Origin of the sequence: Streptomyces sp. NRRL S-337 (assembly GCF_000720175.1) — a bacterium.
Lineage (GTDB): Bacteria > Actinomycetota > Actinomycetes > Streptomycetales > Streptomycetaceae > Streptomyces > Streptomyces siderophoricus.
The window spans coordinates 1-14,392 of record NZ_JOIX01000075.1 but is presented as its reverse complement, the minus strand read 5'-3'; the positions used below and the strand labels follow the sequence as shown (position 1 = coordinate 14,392).

The 14,392-nt window shown below is 67.9% G+C and carries 19 protein-coding genes; 13 read left to right on the top strand and 6 right to left on the bottom strand.

Annotation, left to right across the window (positions count from 1 at the left end):
• Positions 1-3: 3 nt before the first annotated feature.
• Positions 4-390, bottom strand: coding sequence for a hypothetical protein (locus tag IG62_RS0133575; protein WP_030812261.1), 387 nt, complete (start codon positions 388-390; stop codon positions 4-6).
• Between the two features lie 113 nt (positions 391-503).
• Between IG62_RS0133575 and IG62_RS42585 the strand changes: the two genes are divergently transcribed.
• Complete coding sequence (locus IG62_RS42585; protein ID WP_078872407.1) at positions 504-1,172, top strand: MarR family winged helix-turn-helix transcriptional regulator; 669 nt, start codon at positions 504-506, stop codon at positions 1,170-1,172.
• 1 nt (position 1,173) lies between these two features.
• Complete coding sequence (locus tag IG62_RS0133565; protein ID WP_030812255.1) at positions 1,174-2,052, top strand: alpha/beta fold hydrolase; 879 nt, start codon at positions 1,174-1,176, stop codon at positions 2,050-2,052.
• A 97-nt stretch (positions 2,053-2,149) separates the two neighbouring features.
• Here the strand turns inward: IG62_RS0133565 and IG62_RS0133560 are convergent, their stop codons facing one another.
• Both IG62_RS0133560 and IG62_RS0133555 read right to left on the bottom strand, forming a co-directional pair.
• Positions 2,150-2,650: a VOC family protein gene (locus IG62_RS0133560; protein WP_030812252.1), complete on the bottom strand. Its 501-nt coding sequence runs from the start codon at positions 2,648-2,650 to the stop codon at positions 2,150-2,152.
• Positions 2,651-3,241: 591 nt separating this feature from the next.
• Positions 3,242-3,577 carry a hypothetical protein gene (locus tag IG62_RS0133555; RefSeq protein ID WP_030812249.1) on the bottom strand — a complete coding sequence of 112 codons (336 nt, stop codon included), beginning with the start codon at positions 3,575-3,577 and terminating at the stop codon, positions 3,242-3,244.
• A gap of 320 nt (positions 3,578-3,897) precedes the next feature.
• Between IG62_RS0133555 and IG62_RS0133550 the strand changes: the two genes are divergently transcribed.
• Together IG62_RS0133550 and IG62_RS0133545 are read left to right on the top strand one after the other, a co-directional pair.
• Positions 3,898-4,566, top strand: coding sequence for a hypothetical protein (locus tag IG62_RS0133550; protein ID WP_158795158.1), 669 nt, complete (start codon positions 3,898-3,900; stop codon positions 4,564-4,566).
• Between the two features lie 237 nt (positions 4,567-4,803).
• Entirely contained in the window at positions 4,804-5,370 is a 567-nt protein-coding gene (locus IG62_RS0133545) for a hypothetical protein (RefSeq protein WP_051798969.1), read from the top strand.
• 87 nt (positions 5,371-5,457) lie between these two features.
• Here the strand turns inward: IG62_RS0133545 and IG62_RS45555 are convergent, their stop codons facing one another.
• Both IG62_RS45555 and IG62_RS0133540 read right to left on the bottom strand, forming a co-directional pair.
• The gene (locus IG62_RS45555) at positions 5,458-6,264 is read right to left on the bottom strand and encodes a protein phosphatase 2C domain-containing protein (protein ID WP_078872406.1); all 807 of its coding nucleotides are present in this window, start codon (positions 6,262-6,264) and stop codon (positions 5,458-5,460) included.
• A 2-nt stretch (positions 6,265-6,266) separates the two neighbouring features.
• Positions 6,267-7,097: a sigma factor-like helix-turn-helix DNA-binding protein gene (locus IG62_RS0133540; RefSeq protein WP_030812241.1), complete on the bottom strand. Its 831-nt coding sequence runs from the start codon at positions 7,095-7,097 to the stop codon at positions 6,267-6,269.
• Positions 7,098-7,605: 508 nt separating this feature from the next.
• Between IG62_RS0133540 and IG62_RS0133535 the strand changes: the two genes are divergently transcribed.
• From IG62_RS0133535 to IG62_RS0133495, 9 genes are all read left to right on the top strand, one after another.
• Complete coding sequence (locus IG62_RS0133535; RefSeq protein ID WP_030812238.1) at positions 7,606-7,875, top strand: DUF6284 family protein; 270 nt, start codon at positions 7,606-7,608, stop codon at positions 7,873-7,875.
• Positions 7,872-8,318 (top strand): Pycsar system effector family protein, encoded by a 447-nt coding sequence (locus tag IG62_RS0133530; RefSeq protein ID WP_030812235.1) that lies wholly within the window; start codon positions 7,872-7,874, stop codon positions 8,316-8,318. The genes IG62_RS0133535 and IG62_RS0133530 overlap by 4 nt, the downstream gene beginning before the upstream one ends.
• A complete protein-coding gene (locus IG62_RS0133525) occupies positions 8,315-9,415 on the top strand; it encodes a hypothetical protein (protein ID WP_030812232.1) in 1,101 nt (366 codons plus the stop codon). Before IG62_RS0133530 ends, IG62_RS0133525 begins: the two co-directional genes overlap by 4 nt.
• Positions 9,415-9,756, top strand: a complete 342-nt coding sequence (locus IG62_RS0133520) for an RRQRL motif-containing zinc-binding protein (protein WP_030812229.1) — start codon at positions 9,415-9,417, stop codon at positions 9,754-9,756. Before IG62_RS0133525 ends, IG62_RS0133520 begins: the two co-directional genes overlap by 1 nt.
• Before the next feature lie 23 nt (positions 9,757-9,779).
• On the top strand, positions 9,780-10,073 hold the full coding sequence (locus IG62_RS42580; protein ID WP_037839947.1) for a hypothetical protein: 294 nt from the start codon (positions 9,780-9,782) through the stop codon (positions 10,071-10,073).
• Between the two features lie 105 nt (positions 10,074-10,178).
• Positions 10,179-10,496, top strand: coding sequence for a hypothetical protein (locus IG62_RS0133510; RefSeq protein WP_030812226.1), 318 nt, complete (start codon positions 10,179-10,181; stop codon positions 10,494-10,496).
• Between the two features lie 105 nt (positions 10,497-10,601).
• On the top strand, positions 10,602-12,728 hold the full coding sequence (locus IG62_RS0133505) for an FtsK/SpoIIIE domain-containing protein (protein WP_030812223.1): 2,127 nt from the start codon (positions 10,602-10,604) through the stop codon (positions 12,726-12,728).
• A 203-nt stretch (positions 12,729-12,931) separates the two neighbouring features.
• Positions 12,932-13,408, top strand: a complete 477-nt coding sequence (locus IG62_RS0133500) for a hypothetical protein (protein WP_030812220.1) — start codon at positions 12,932-12,934, stop codon at positions 13,406-13,408.
• A gap of 94 nt (positions 13,409-13,502) precedes the next feature.
• Positions 13,503-13,988, top strand: coding sequence for a hypothetical protein (locus IG62_RS0133495; RefSeq protein ID WP_051798967.1), 486 nt, complete (start codon positions 13,503-13,505; stop codon positions 13,986-13,988).
• Positions 13,989-14,040: 52 nt separating this feature from the next.
• Here the strand turns inward: IG62_RS0133495 and IG62_RS0133490 are convergent.
• Positions 14,041-14,392, bottom strand: a 352-nt coding sequence (locus IG62_RS0133490; RefSeq protein WP_030812213.1) for an HNH endonuclease signature motif containing protein, incomplete at its 5' end; no start/stop codon positions are given.

Below are 14,392 nucleotides of genomic sequence, written 5' to 3'. Positions count from 1 at the left end.
GCCCTACCCGCCGTCCCGCCTCGCCCTGCCCCCGCCCAGCAGGCCGAGCACCGACAACGCGCCCCACCCCACGGACACCGCCACCGCCTTCCGCCTCCGGTCGCGGTCCGGCAACGTCAGGCCGAGCAGGACCGCGTCCCCGAGGTCCGCCGCAATCCGGACGTACGCGGCGGTACGCAGCGCCGGACCCTCGGGCGCCAGCGCCAGTGCCAGCCCACTCGCCGCATCCCGCCAGGCCAGCGGACGCAACGAGATCCGGGTCGCCGGCGCGGTCCGCCCCTCCTCGTCGACCAACCCCGAAGGCCGGGCCAACAGATCAGGGACAACCGACACCGCCACCCCATAGACGGCGGTCGTCACCCCCACCACCCTCAGCACCCTCACCCTCACGCCCAACTCCTTCCTGCCTCAAGCCCCTTCAAGCCCCTTCAAGCTCCTGCGAGCCCGACCTCTCGGCATCCACACCCCTCCCCAAACGACATCACCGATGTCATCATGACATCATGAGTGTCATTGAGAAGGATCGACGCGACGCAGACGACGCAGACGACGCAGACGACGCCGAGGGCTCCGACAACTTCGGACGGGCGACTCCCACCGAAGAATTGCTGTACGGCGTCATCCGTCGCCTGTGGCCACTGCACCGCACGGTCGTCCGAGCGGTGGAGCGCGAGCTCGCCGGCACGGGCCTGACCGCAGGCGAACACGCCCTGCTGGACGCACTGCGCATCGAAGGCCCGCGCACGGTGCCGCAGTTGGCGCGCACCATGGGGCTCGACAGGCAGCCGGTCCAGCGCTGGGTGAATCACGCCGCCGAGCTGGGTCTGGTCGTCACGGCCCCCAATCCCGCACACCGCCGCTCGTCCTTGATCGAGCTCACCGCAGAAGGCACCAAGGTGATACGCGGCATCCAGGACTTCGAAGCCGCAGAATTGCGACAGCGCCTGGCCGACCTTCCCGCCGCAGACGTACGCACCGCACTGCACGTACTCGACCGGATCGGCGAGGAGTTCCACCACCTGGCATCCGGCCCCTCCGACCCCGCAACGGCCTCCGATACCCACCGCACCCCAGCCCGTCGCGACAGTCCGGGCATTCGCGAGACAGGTGATATCAAGGATGATCCGGACACCCTCGGCGGCCGCCGTGCCCCACGCAAAGGACGGTCGTGACATGACCCAGCCCCTCACCGACTGGTCCGAGATCGACAACGGAATCGTGCCGATCGAGGACGGCGAGCTGTTCTACGAGACGGCCGGCTCGGGACCCGCCGTGGTGCTGCTGCACGGCGGCATGCTCGACCAGCACATGTGGGACGAGCAGTTCAGCTGGCTGGTGAACTCCGGCTTGCGCGCGATCCGCTACGACTCGCGGGGCCACGGCCTGTCGTCCACGGTCACCGGGGACTACGCCAACCACGACGACCTGATCACCCTGCTCGACGCCCTCGACGTCCCCCGCGCCGTACTCGTCGGCCTCTCCCATGGCTCACGGGTCGCGCTGGACACCGCCATAGCCCACCCCGACCGGGTCGCGGCCCTCGCGCTCGCCTCCCCGGGGATCAGCGGCCGTGCCTTCACCGACCCCTTCGTCCTGGAGCACATCAAGGAGCAGGTGGCCGCGATCGGCGCACCGGACGGCGCGGAGCGCTATGTCGAGCACTTCCTCCGGATGTGGGTGGACGGCCCCCATCGGCCACCCTCCGCCGTCCACCCGGGTTTCCGCGAGCGGATGCGCGCCTCGGCCGAGGCCAACGTCATGGTCCACGCCGACGGCGTAGGCGCCGGCATCCCCATCGAAGTCGGAGCCATCGACCGCTTGGGCGAGATCCAGGTCCCCACGATCGTCCTCGACGGCGATCTCGACAGCAGGGACATCGCCGCCAACGCCCATGCCATAGCGCTGACCGTCCCCGGCGCCCGAAGAATCCGCATACCAGGCGCCGGCCACATGGTGAACCTGGAAAACACCCCCCTCTTCGACCAGGAACTCCACACCTTCCTCTCGACCTTGAACTACTCCCCCTCGAACTACTCCCCCTCGGGCTACTAGCCACAATCCACCCGAGAGCCAGCACCAGCACCAGCACCAGCACCGGAGTCAGAGCCCTCAGCCAACCCGGGACCACCCCCGCCCAGCGAACGCCTCACTACGTAGCGGAGCCGGCCGCCGCCCCCGTCACCAGGTCCGGCCCCCAACGCCGCAACGCCCCCGCCAGATCGAGCGGACGCAGCCGGTCCGACTCGTCCGGCCCCGGCCAGTCCTCCCGCGGCACCCGCCACATCACCTCGAACTCGTTGCCGTCCGGATCCTTGCCGTACAGCGACTTGGAGACGAGATGATCACTGCCGCCGACCAGCGCACCCCTCTCCACCAGCCGCTCCTCAGCCGCCGCGAGCTCCCCCAGCGTGCCGACCTCCCACGCCAGGTGGTACAGCCCGACCCGCCCGCCCTCCGGCCCCGGCGCCCCCGCCCCCACCGCGAACAACCCCAAGTCGTGATCGTTGAGCGACCCAGGAGCACTGAGAAACGCCGCCCGCCCCAGCACCTCAACATCCACCACAAGCCCCAGCGCCTCGGTGTAAAAAGCGACCGACCTCGCCACATCCCGCACATACAACACCGCATGATTGAGCCGCCGCACAGCCATAAACCCCTCCTCCAGACCCGAACCCATTTACTTGAAACTTCAATCCTTCCTCGGCCTCACGATACCTACCACCCGCACCTGATCGACAGCGCCCGCCCCACCGCCCCAGCACGCAAAAAGCCCCCGACTCGAACGAGTCGGGGGCTTGCTGACCTCACGGTCGTAATGGTGGGCACAACAGGATTCGAACCTGTGACATCTGCTTTGTAAGTTCGATCAAGCGACCTGCCGACCCTCACGTTTCCCTGCTGCTTCACCCCACGTCTTGCAGACCTGCGGTCTCACGTACGGCGGAGTCCACAGGCGTTGCCGTCAGCTATTGCCGTCAACGAGGGGTGCAGACATGCCGAGGCCAGCTCTCGGCCCTCGAACCTGGGACCTACGCATTACGAGTTGTCCGATCTTGAACCAGCAGCGTCCGCGCATGTCCGTGAACCGCTGGTCAGGAGAGGTTCTGGACCTCCCTGGACGACGACGAACGAGACCGGAAACCGCACGTACCGAGACCACAACTGAGACCACCGGTTGCAGCACGCCCCGCCGAAGGGCAGGACGCACTGCTAGCTCGGCAATGTTCCCGCATAGCGCGCCTCAGATATCCGCAGCGCTGCGGCGCCGGCGCCGGTTCGACTGGTCGTTGGGTCGCCCAAGCAGCCGATCAAGAACAGCGAGAGCGGCTGACTGGCGACCGGGCTTCGTCGACCACACGGCGGGGCAAACAACAAAGAAGAAGATCAAAAGGGTTACCGCCAGCATGGGCGCACTCGCGATCAGCCCAGCGGTGTAATCCTGACGCACGGCGCAGACGATCGGGGCGGCGCTTGCACCACCACTCAGCACGATCGGCAAGGCAAGGCGTCGAGCGGGCTGGCGCGTGAGGGAAGTGTCACTTTCCCCGACGGCGACGTTCCCCGTACTCTCGGACATGAAGGTTCCTTCCTAGCAGTAGGCAACTTTCGCGTAGACGGCTTCCTGTTCCCGCAGGGAGCCGTCGCCTTTTGTGTAGAGCGACCAGCTCGCGCCGTCTGCGAAAAACTCTGGCACGGCCCCCGAATCCCCCCGCCGCGCAGAAAACTAACCGGTACTATTTATTCGACTGACAGGGCATCATCGCTGCTGGTGGAGCCCCATTGTCGAGTCAAGTGTGACGCAGATCACCACTTTGTAAGTGACCCTTGTCACACACCAGGAGGGCTAGATTGTGATCCAGATCACCCATTCCGAGGGGTCGGGTATTGCCTCGCCGCATGCAACCTCTGCACAATGACAGTGCACTGTCAAAATTCGCTACTGCACTCAGGGACTTGCAAGACCGTACGGGCGGCACGGTGGTCCTTGCGGAGAGATACGGAGCATCCAGGACCGCGGTCTACGAAGCACTCGCGGCGAAGCGCCTGCCCAGTGTCTTCACGTTGGAGCGCATCGTTATCGCCTGGGGGGCTGATGACGAGCTGGCGCGGTGGCGAACGCTGCGTCGGCGGACTGAGGGCGAGCTTGCCGCAGAAGGCAGGAGCCGGGGCGAGGTGCAGGTCAGGAAGACACCCGAGGAGGAGAAATTCCAGTCGGCCTTGAGGCGATTGTGGAAAGAGGCAGACACTCCCTCGCAGAACTCTTGGGGGGATGCAGCGGGCCTCAGCCCCCGTACCGTCGGTTCCTACCTGGACGGGAACACGTTGCCTACGCCCGGTAAGTTCCAGCTCCTCATCGCCGGGTTGGCCAATCTATGCAGCAATGACGAGAATCTTGAAGACTGGATCTTGGAACAGGGCGACACGATGCAGGGGGAGCACCTTCACCAGGCTCGTGTTGCGCGGAAAGAGGCCCGGGAACAAGCGCGTGTGCTCGCCAGCGCCCTACCCGGTGGGCAACCGAGCACGAAGGATCGCGCCTCTTGGTTTGCGACCGACTCTTCCTAAGGCTCTCTTGCTCGAGCCGACTCGCGGAGTCCACATGCGCTGCCTTCAGCTATTGCCGTCAGCGAGGGGTGCAGAGGCGATACCAACCCACGCAGCAGCGAAGAGCTCATCAGGTCAACAGAACCGCACTTTCCGGCCGTTGTCCACACGCCTCACCTGATCACCGCCCAACTGGGCAGACTGGCAGGCGGAAAGACGCGGTGTTGTACGTCATCTGGCCCTGAACTGGGGGAACTTGTGATTGTCCATCTGCACCTGGACGAAGACGGTGAGCTAGCCCAGCACCTCACCAAAAACCTGAACACTCCACTCGACTGGCCAGAGAGCGAAGAGCTGGATACCGGGCTCGTCGCGAAGATTGCTGCGGCAGCGGCCTGCGATGTCTCCTACAACCAGGCGGCTAACGGCCATCTGGTTGACCTCTTCGCCGAGCTGCCCCTACCCGGCACCACCAGCGGGCGCGAGTTCTGGTCATCGATGTTCAGGGCGGCAGGTGATGCCGCCCTGAACATCGATCCGGCCAACGCCGGCGGACCCTTCATCGACTACCTCATCAAGGGAAACGAGGCGGGTATTGCCAGTCGTGTGCTCAGCTTTCTTGCCGAGCTCGACGATTGCGACCGGGACGTCGTCGCCGAACTAATCGGGGGTGCGCTGGACGTCATGGGCGACGCCAAGTACTACGGAAACTTGTGGCTGCGTGACGCCGAGACCACTGCCTGGCATGTCGTACTCGCCAGCCGCCGAGCTCACAAAACGGCGGAAGACCGGGAGCGATTCCTTCAGGCATGGAGAGACGCCTAGGGGTTGTGCGCACGTAGCGCCAGTGTGCAAGGGCCCCGCCGGCGAACCGGCGGGGCCCTTGGCCTTCGCTCCTCTGATCTGGTCAAGTCACCATTGACAGAAGGCGATGGCGGCATCATCGCCGGACTTGTATCGCGGCCAGCGACGCCCGGTGGGATCTGTCGCTTCAACCTTGCGTACAGCTTTGATCAGCTCTCGGGGTCCTCCTGAACGGAGCGTCGCGAATACGTCGGACCAAGTCGCCATCTGGTATTCAGTCACGAGCCGCGACACCCCGTCGGACATGACTGCAGCGGAGCTTGCCTCACCGAGTGGCGTTGTGCCGGTCAAGGCGTGCTCAGCAGCCTCTGGCCTGGCGGAAGCAACCCAGTACCCCTCTTGCGTGTTGCGCACTTGCCGTTGCGCGAGCACGAAGCGTTGCAGTGCCTCTCGGTGTCCTGGCGTGTGGGTCTCATGCCGCTCCACCTCAGCCCGCATCTCGGGTAGGACGTCGTCCACGCGGAGATCCGTGATCATCGAGTAGCCATGAGGGCCGTCGAAGACGATGGGCGAGTCGGCGAGAACCAGATGGTCAAGCACGCCATGTCGGTGCCGTAGGACTGCAACCGTGGCCGACGGCGTCCCTGGGTTGCCCAGGTCGCATTCGGGGTGCAATCCGGCAACCCTTTCGAGCGCATCCGCCAGCGCGCTTGAGAGTGATCGGTCCGGCTCTGCCAGTGCTGCTACCAACTGGCCGCCGAGTTGAGCGACATACCAGGGAACGCCATGACGGCACCCCGTGGCCAGGCCAGCCGTACTCAGCCCGTCCAGCACGACGGCGAGCGCAGGGGTGCCAGCCACCCAATCTTCGTTCGGATTTGCTCCCCCGGGCAGTGTGTCAATGGAAACTCGCATGATCACGCCTCATGTCGGTACAGCGGGGTGACACGTCGACTCTCCAGCACGTCGAGCGTCTTGGGGTCGTAGCGGCATGAGATGAGCGTCGAGAACCGTCGCGTACGGACCTCTCGATACAGCTCAGCCAAGTTGTTTTCCAGGAAGTGAACGACTCCGTTCGCACCGATGGAGTGGACGCCAGCGATGTACAGGAACGTCCCACGACCGTCCAGGCGAGGGAGCCGCCCAAGGTAGCCAAAGTCGCCGGCCGAGCCGTCCTCGTCCATCGGGGACCGGTACTCCTGCCCGGCTTTCCGGTCGACGAGGTGCCAGGCTCGATCCTTCTCAAACCCCAGGTTGTGATCCCCTTCGAGTACCTGCGCCACGATGGGAGACAGCCGCGGACCGCAGATGACTACGTGATTGTCGCGGTTCAAGTTGATGATCCCCGTTGGCGGAACCACCTCGTACTTGGCCTCAAGCTTCATGCCACCGAGCAACGTGCGCAGGTGCTCGAAGTTGCTGATGTCCTCTCTAGTAACGACCTCGCTGGACTGCTCGGGATCTTTGCCGGCCTCGTACTTGCCGCCGAGCGACACAGTCACCGTGTCCGTACCGAAGAAGGCTCGCTCTGGGGGTGGGCCAGCGGACGCGAGTTGCCCAACCCGGCCTCGACTCACCCCGAGCCGCTTGGCAATCTCCGCTTGAGTCATGCCGGACGCTTGCGCTTCTTCGATGGCCTCACGCCGCATGCGGGAGAGCTCCAGCACCCATCCCTGATACGTCGCCATCAGGTCGATCGCAGCTTTGGCGCGCTCGACCGGCTCAGTGATCCCGGAGACCTGCTCCATGTCTGTGTGCACGACTCTCCATTCGTTGCCTAGGGGGGCTACCAGACTGTATCGCGAGAGGGGGTTGCGCGCAGCTTTCCGTTTGCCTATGGTCTCTAACAAGCAAGGAGGCAAGCCCCCCTAAGCAATCTCGGGGGGAGCCTCTTGTGCCCTGTTTGACCTGCAATAACGCACGAACAGGAGCCCCGCGATGGACGGGGGGAGGCGACCCGGCGCCTTGTCATTCACCGGAGGGCTTAGACCGAAAGGTCACGTCTCCATACGCCTACAACGGGGTCATTGCCGCGCTACCTGATACGGGCGCGGCGCCCCGAAGGAGACACGTTCATCGCCCCGGCATCCAGCCGTGAAGGGCGCGAGATCGAATCTCGTCCGGGGCACTTCGGCCACTCGCAGTGGCCGTGCCGCGCATCTGGCGCGGCTGTCACCCACGACGGCGCGCACCCCCGGAGCTGGCACTCCGGGGGCGCTGTTCGGGCCGTTCCACCTGTGAGAGGAACACGACCCTATGAGCCCCATCGTCACTGTTCAGGACGTTGTTACTGCATTCGCCGACTGGATCGAGCCGACGGATGCGGAGCTGGACGCTATCGAGCAGGAGATGCCCGCGATCCTCGCGGACGTCGACCTGATCGACGCGCAGATCATCACCCTCGACCGCACCCCGACCGAGGTCGACGCCCGCCGCATCCGCCGCGCCCACCGCCGCGTGCTCACGGAGCGGCGTGCGCTGGCCAACCGCACCGTCGGCGCGACGCTGCCCGGGGGTGCCGCGTGAGTGCCACCGATCGGGACCTGATCGCCGCGCACGCTGAGGTGAAGGCGGAGATCGCGCGGACGGACAGCAAGACGGCGCTGCTGTTGGCGTTCGTCGGCGCGGTGCTCGCCGGTACCTGGACCGTCGCCCGCGACGTGCCGCTGACCGTGCCCGCCCTCGTCGCGGGCAGTCTCGGTCTGACGCTGCTGGTCGCGGCGGTCGCTCTGCTGCTGCGATCGGTCCGCCCGAACCTTAGCGGCCGTCACGGCTTCCCCCTGTGGGCCACGCTCACCGCCGACGAGATCGATGCCGTCGTCGCCCGCGATCTGGCCGCCGACATCGCCGGCCTGTCCCGGCTCGCGGTCGCCAAGTTCACATGCCTGCGCTGCGCGGTCGACCTCACCTTGACCGGCGGCGCCCTGCTCATCCTCGCCGCCCTGCTCACCGCCGGGGGTGCCCGATGACCAGCTCCAAACTGACTCGGGTGCAGATCGGGGTCCTGACTGCCGCGTTCGTGCCGATGCTGGCCACGGGTGTGTTCGGCGGGATCGGGACGTACAGCAACATCGGCCACGCCTACGGCAAGGGCACCGCACTCGGTGCGCTCGCCGCCGGCGAGGGCGCCACGGCCGTGCTCGCCCTGGTCCTGCTGGGGCTGACCATGCTGGGCCAGTCCTCCCCGCGCATCGTGCGCGCCGGGCTGTGGGCGCTGCCGGCCGCCGCCGCTGTCATGGGAGCGATGGCCGCCCCCGATCCGGGCCGCACCGTGATCTACGCCCTGACCCCGATGGGCATGTCCGTCTCGGCTGAGGGCATGGCGTTCTTGGCTCGGCGGATCGTGGTGCACACCGATGGCCGTGACGCGGAGAACGAGCGCCACACCGCCGATCTGGTGCAGGCCCTCGCCTACCACCGCGCCCGCGCCGCGCATCACCCGACCAACCGGGTGCGGAAGCGTTCGGACAGGGCGTCGTGGCGGCTGGCCCGCAAGGTCGGAGTCGGGGATGTGGCGCTCGGATCGAGGCTGCTGGACGTGCAGCGCGACCGCGTCACCGCCGGTGCGGACGCCGCGCTCGCTGCCATGTTCGGCGGGATCGCCCTCGATCCCACACCGGCCGTGAATGCGGAGGAATCCACCGAGACCGCGATGAAACGGTCTATGGCTGACCTGCCCGAATCGACCCCGGACCCGGTGGTGACGCTGGCCCGGCTGACTCTGCCCGATCCGGTCGCGGTCGACCTGGGCAAGTCGACTCCGCTCAAGCCGCTCCCACCGGTCGACCCTGCTCCGGTCGCCTCGATCGAGCGGCGCCCGGTGGCGGCTGAGTCGACCCGACCGCGCCGTGCCACGGGCCGCGTGCCGGAGGCGGCGAAGCCGAGCCGACCGAAGCGCACGGCGGACCAGTTGCTCGCCGAAGCGCGGGCAGCGACGGCCGATTGGCCGGACGCGAGGGTGACCGGCGAGGGCATCCGCCGCGCCATCCACACCTCGCCGGCGAACGCCCGGTCGCTGCGGGACACGATCCTCGCCGAACGCGCCGCATCGGCTGAGGCCGCGTGATGGGGGCGCTGCCGGTCTACCGGTGGCGCCTGGCCCCGGACGGCTACGCCACCCGCCGCCAACTCCGGGCGCTCGGTCTACGCCCCGGCGGTCAGGACGTGGCCGCTCAGCTCGAACGGCCACGCCGCCGCCGCGCGCCACTGGTCGCCTACCTCTACCGAGTCGACCTGACCAAGCCCGTCCGGCCGATGACCCCGGGCCGGCGGGCGGCTTTGGCCAAGGCGAACGCTGCCCGCCGTATCTGCCCCAACTGCCGTAACGACGCCGGGTACTGCATCCCGCGCTCCCTCGGCATGTGCACCCCCTGCGCCTGCTCCAACCAGGACCAGCGCGCTGCCTGACCTGCGACTTCTAGGGAGATCCCATGAACACCAGCACTCAGACCGACTGGCCGGAGGGCGTTATCACCCGCTACCTCACCGTCGGCGGCGCCACCGTCGACATCCGGATCGATGCCGGGCGCGGCTTCGCCAACGCAGCCTGCACCGGCTGCAACGCCACGCATGAGCCCTTCGACTATCACGGCTACTACCTGGACTGCGAGTACAGCCCGGTGGAGGCCGAGGAGAAGGCACTCGAAGCCGCCCGCGAGGACGCCGCGAAGTGGGCCCAGACGCACGCCGAGAAGTGCCGCGCCATGCCCCGCTCGGCGGCCTGACCGGCTGCCTGTCCGCCCCGGGCCAGCACCTACGTCATCCCGCCTCGCTCGGCACCTGCGTGACCTGCACCTACCCCGATCCTCCGACTCCATGAGGAGTACCTGATGGGCAACTCCGACCTGCGCCGCCTGGACCGCGAGATCCGGGCCACCGAGAAGAAGCTCGAAGCGGTCCGCCGGGGCGAGTCGTGGCCGCTGAACGGCCGCGAGCGCCGCGCGATGGCCCGCGCCCTTGCCGGCGGCTCCTACCGCGCCGCCCGGGGCCGCAGCACGGGCCGTGCCGAAGAGCAGATCGACTCCACCAGCAGTGCTGCCGAGATGCGGCTGAACGCGGAACTGACCGCCCTGCACGGCGAGCGTCAGCGGCTCATCACCGAGGCCGCCCGCGCCAAGGCCCAGAAGAAGTCGTCCGGCTGGTTCTGACCAGCCCCTTTTCGGTGCCGGGGTGGCCGCCTCTTTCCACGGACACGGCCACCCCGGCCCTCCCTTACTCCCGCCCCCAAGAGGGCAGTCAGGAGCACTCCCAGCATGTCTGAGAACGTCGTCCACCTCCACAAGCCCACCGACCCCCCGACCCCCGACACCGCCCCCACCATGCTGACCGTGGTCCCGGACGCGCCGCCGGCGCGGCCCGTGCCGCTGTGGGTGCGCTCCGGACGGGCGATCAAGACGGCCGTCACGCACGACACCACCAAGACCGCCGCCCGCGCGGTCGCCAGGCACAGCCTCTACACGTTCAACGGCGGCCGGATCGTGGCCCGCCGTACCTGGGACGGCCGCACCGGCGCCCGCTACGAGCGGATGATCCGGGCCGCCGAGGCCGCTGGGAATCTGGAGATGGCGGAGGAGTGGGAGGAAAAGCTTCAGCGCTTCCGCGCCGCCCGCCACCACCGCCGTATGGACCTGCTCCACTCCCCGGTCGACGCCGCCAAGGGCGTTGCGGTCGGAACCGGGATGGGCATCGGGGCTCTGGTCACGCTCGGGGTCGTGATGGCCATCGACAACGGCGACGTCAAGGACGTCATCACCCCGTTCGCGGCCACGGTCGAGTTCATCGGCCTGCTCATCCGGATCGTGCAGATCGTGTGGGGCCCGGCCCTGACGATCGGCCCGTTCCTCGCGCTGCTCGCGCTGTGGGCGGTGGGCAGCAAGCAGCAGGCCGCACCCCAATGGGTTCTGCCGGCCAAGGCCCGCAGCGGCGAGGGGGAGCCGATCACCCCGTCCATCGTGGTCAAGGCGCTGCGCCACCTGGGGTTGCCGGCCCTGCGCAATGCCATCAAGGACATGGACGACGGGGGCGCCGCGATGCTCTCGCCGATCGTGATCGCCGGATGTGGTGTGGAGGTCGACGTCACCCTGCCGCTGGAGGTGTCGACGATCGAGGTGCAGCAGCGGCGCCGCAAGCTCGCCGAGAACCTCAACCGGCACGAGCACGAAGTGTTCATCACCCTCCCCGAGGCCGCCCGCACGATCCGCCTGTGGATCGCGGACTCTGGCGCGCTGGACGAGCCGATCGGGCCGTCCCCTCTGGTCACCGACGAGACCATAACCGCCAACTACAAGACCGGCAGGGCGCCATGGGGCCAGGACCTGCGCGGCGACCGTGCGGAGCTGAGCCTGTATCAGCGCCACGTGCTCGTCACCGGCCGCTCCAACCAGGGCAAGACCGCCGCCCTGCGCGCGCTCGCCCTGTGGCTGGCGCTGGACCGGTCGGTTCAGTTCTGGCTCGGCGACCTCAAGGGCATCGGGGACTGGGCCATGTTCGACGGCATCGCCGACGTCTTGATCCAGGGGCCGACCGACGACCACGTCATGCAGGTCACGGAGATGGTGGAAGACGCCGTCGATGAGATGAACCGCCGCCTGGAGGCACGCCGCGCCGACCCGAGCGCCGTTTTCCCCCCGCTCATGGTCATCGTGGACGAAGCGCAGGTGGCGTTCATGTGCCCGGCCCTCGACGACCAGAAGCGACCCTACGGCGGCTCCAAGGCCACCTCCCGGTACTTCATGGCCGTCCGGAAGATTCACAACCAGGGTCGCGCCGTGGACGTGCTGATGTGGCAGGGCACCCAGGACCCCACAGACCAGAACCTTCCCAAGCTCGTGCGCGAGGGCGCCCACACCCGCGCCTCACTGGTGGTCGGCACGGAGTCCCAGTCCCGGATGGCGCTCGGGGACAAGGCCGTCGACGACGGCGCCGCCCCTCACCTGCTGCGTCAGGGGCTGGACAAGGGCACGCTGGTCGTCTTCTCGGACGGCATCACCATGCCCAAGGGCCAGTCGACCATCACGGTGCGCACCCACTTCATCGACGACGGCCCGGCCAACGAGGTCGCCGACCGGGCCAAGGCCCTGCGCAACGGCGTGACCACCCTGCACGCTGTTGACCGCAGTGAGGCAAGTGACCCGCTCGCGGACATCGCTTCCGTGGTCGGCGACGCGGAACGCGTGCTCACCCGGGACATCCTCAAGCGGCTCGACGTCCTCAACCACGACGCCTACGGCGACTGGACGTTCGCCGACCTCAAGCGCGTGCTGGAGGCTGCCGGAGTCGAGCCATACAAGTCGCACGGCCTGATGAACATCCGCCGCGACGACGTCCTCACCGCCCTCGCCGAGCGCGACGCGGACGGTTCCGCTTCCGCCTCCCAGTAACGGGGAGGCGCACCCGCCCGGGGCGGGGAGGCGGGGAGAACTCCCCAAACCGCCTCCCCATCCCAACTCCCCCGCTCTGATCAGCGAAAACATCGCTTCAGGGAGGCGGGGAGGCACCCCAGGTCAGCCCCTTGCAACCCCTCCACAGGCACCCCCAAGGGGGTGTCTCTGCCTCCCCGGACCCGTACCGGAAGGGATTCCGCATGCACGCCGACACCACTCCTGAACACGACTCCAAAGGCGTCGGGCTGAGTGAGGTTCAGGCCGAGGCCGAGGCCCGGCGGATCATCGCCGACGCCTACCGGCCCACCGCCTACCGCGACGACACCCCCATCCCCGCCCACGGCGACACCCCGCCCGTCGCACAACCCGGACGGCCCCCGATGAGCCAGGGCGCCACCGACGCCAGCGTGCTCATGCTCGCCGGCGGCACCGCCACCGCCATGGTCGGCGGCACGGCAGCTGTCCTGATGTACGTCTCCCAGTTCGCCGACCCCGTCGCGTGCGGCCTCGTGTTCGGCGCCCCCACCGCCCTCGTGCTCGCCCTCGCACGGCTCGCCAAGCGCGCCAAGCCCGACCCGGACATCCACCACCACTACCAGGGCCCCGTCTACCAGGACCGGCGCACCGTCCACAGCCGCACCACCGGTATGTGGGCCAAGACCAACAACCAGCACTGACGCCAAGAGCGGCCCCACATCACCCAGCACATCACCGCGACCGGCTTCTTCGGCCGCGCCAACGGAACCATCAACCACCGCTAGGAGAGCTGACGTGAACTTCAGCGACAACGAGATCGTGCCCGTCGAACTGAACTGCCCGGGCTGGACCAAGCCCCACACCTGCGACATCACCCGCCACCAGCTCGACGCACTGCTCGCCACCCTCGACGACATGGCCGCCGACACCTACGAAGCGGCCTCTCGCCTGGCCCAGAAGTGGCCCACGCCCGAAGACGCGTACGTCGACGCCCCGGCCATCACCTACGAGAGCGCATGGACCGAGCGGACCGCCAACGTCGCACCCGATGAGCTCGACCGGGACTGGTACCTGCGACACGCCGCGCTGCTCGACCGCATCGCCCTGCGCGACGAACCCACCCAGCCCGGCACCGCCACCGAGGAAGCCGACGCCACCGCGCGGGGCCTGCTCGACCTCGACCAGGCCCCGCGCGACTACGACCCGCGGGCCTACGTCCGCCAGCAGTACGCCCTCTGGGCCGCCGAGCAGGCCGATGACCCGGTGCCGCTTGGCTCCTAGGTCCGGTAAGGACGGCCCGTTGGCACGGTGTCGCGGGCCACTCTGGGTGTGGTTAGGCGGGGGCGGGTTCGGTCGCGGCGCTCTGGGCGGGGATGGTGGCCTGGGTGGCGGGGCGGTGCATGTGCCAGTGCTTGGTCAGCCACTTGTGGTGTTCGGTGCTGAGCGGCACCGTCACGGGTTGACCGTGCAACTTGGTGTACTCGCCGTAGGCGGCCAGGTCCGACGAGATATCGAGGCTCCAGTTGCCGGGGTTGACCGCGATCAGGCCGAGGTCGAAGAGGCGGTGCATGTCGCGGCGCAGCAGTAGTCCGCCGCCCTTGTGGTGCTTGCCGTTGGCCGCGTAGCTGTAGAGGTGCGCGGCCTCCAGCACCTGGACGGGGGTGGGGCCGTTGAAGGCGCACAGG

What these genes read in the sequence shown, in the direction of transcription:
- IG62_RS42585 (WP_078872407.1), top strand. Translation starts at nt 504, where the DNA reads ATGAGTGTCATTGAGAAGGATCGACGCGACGCAGACGACGCAGACGAC.
- IG62_RS0133565 (WP_030812255.1), top strand. Translation starts at nt 1,174, where the DNA reads ATGACCCAGCCCCTCACCGACTGGTCCGAGATCGACAACGGAATCGTG.
- IG62_RS0133560 (WP_030812252.1), bottom strand. Translation starts at nt 2,650, where the DNA reads ATGGCTGTGCGGCGGCTCAATCATGCGGTGTTGTATGTGCGGGATGTG.
- IG62_RS0133555 (WP_030812249.1), bottom strand. Translation starts at nt 3,577, where the DNA reads ATGTCCGAGAGTACGGGGAACGTCGCCGTCGGGGAAAGTGACACTTCC.
- IG62_RS0133550 (WP_158795158.1), top strand. Translation starts at nt 3,898, where the DNA reads ATGCAACCTCTGCACAATGACAGTGCACTGTCAAAATTCGCTACTGCA.
- IG62_RS45555 (WP_078872406.1), bottom strand. Translation starts at nt 6,264, where the DNA reads ATGCGAGTTTCCATTGACACACTGCCCGGGGGAGCAAATCCGAACGAA.
- IG62_RS0133540 (WP_030812241.1), bottom strand. Translation starts at nt 7,097, where the DNA reads ATGGAGCAGGTCTCCGGGATCACTGAGCCGGTCGAGCGCGCCAAAGCT.
- IG62_RS0133535 (WP_030812238.1), top strand. Translation starts at nt 7,606, where the DNA reads ATGAGCCCCATCGTCACTGTTCAGGACGTTGTTACTGCATTCGCCGAC.
- IG62_RS0133525 (WP_030812232.1), top strand. Translation starts at nt 8,315, where the DNA reads ATGACCAGCTCCAAACTGACTCGGGTGCAGATCGGGGTCCTGACTGCC.
- IG62_RS0133520 (WP_030812229.1), top strand. Translation starts at nt 9,415, where the DNA reads ATGGGGGCGCTGCCGGTCTACCGGTGGCGCCTGGCCCCGGACGGCTAC.
- IG62_RS42580 (WP_037839947.1), top strand. Translation starts at nt 9,780, where the DNA reads ATGAACACCAGCACTCAGACCGACTGGCCGGAGGGCGTTATCACCCGC.
- IG62_RS0133510 (WP_030812226.1), top strand. Translation starts at nt 10,179, where the DNA reads ATGGGCAACTCCGACCTGCGCCGCCTGGACCGCGAGATCCGGGCCACC.
- IG62_RS0133505 (WP_030812223.1), top strand. Translation starts at nt 10,602, where the DNA reads ATGTCTGAGAACGTCGTCCACCTCCACAAGCCCACCGACCCCCCGACC.
- IG62_RS0133500 (WP_030812220.1), top strand. Translation starts at nt 12,932, where the DNA reads ATGCACGCCGACACCACTCCTGAACACGACTCCAAAGGCGTCGGGCTG.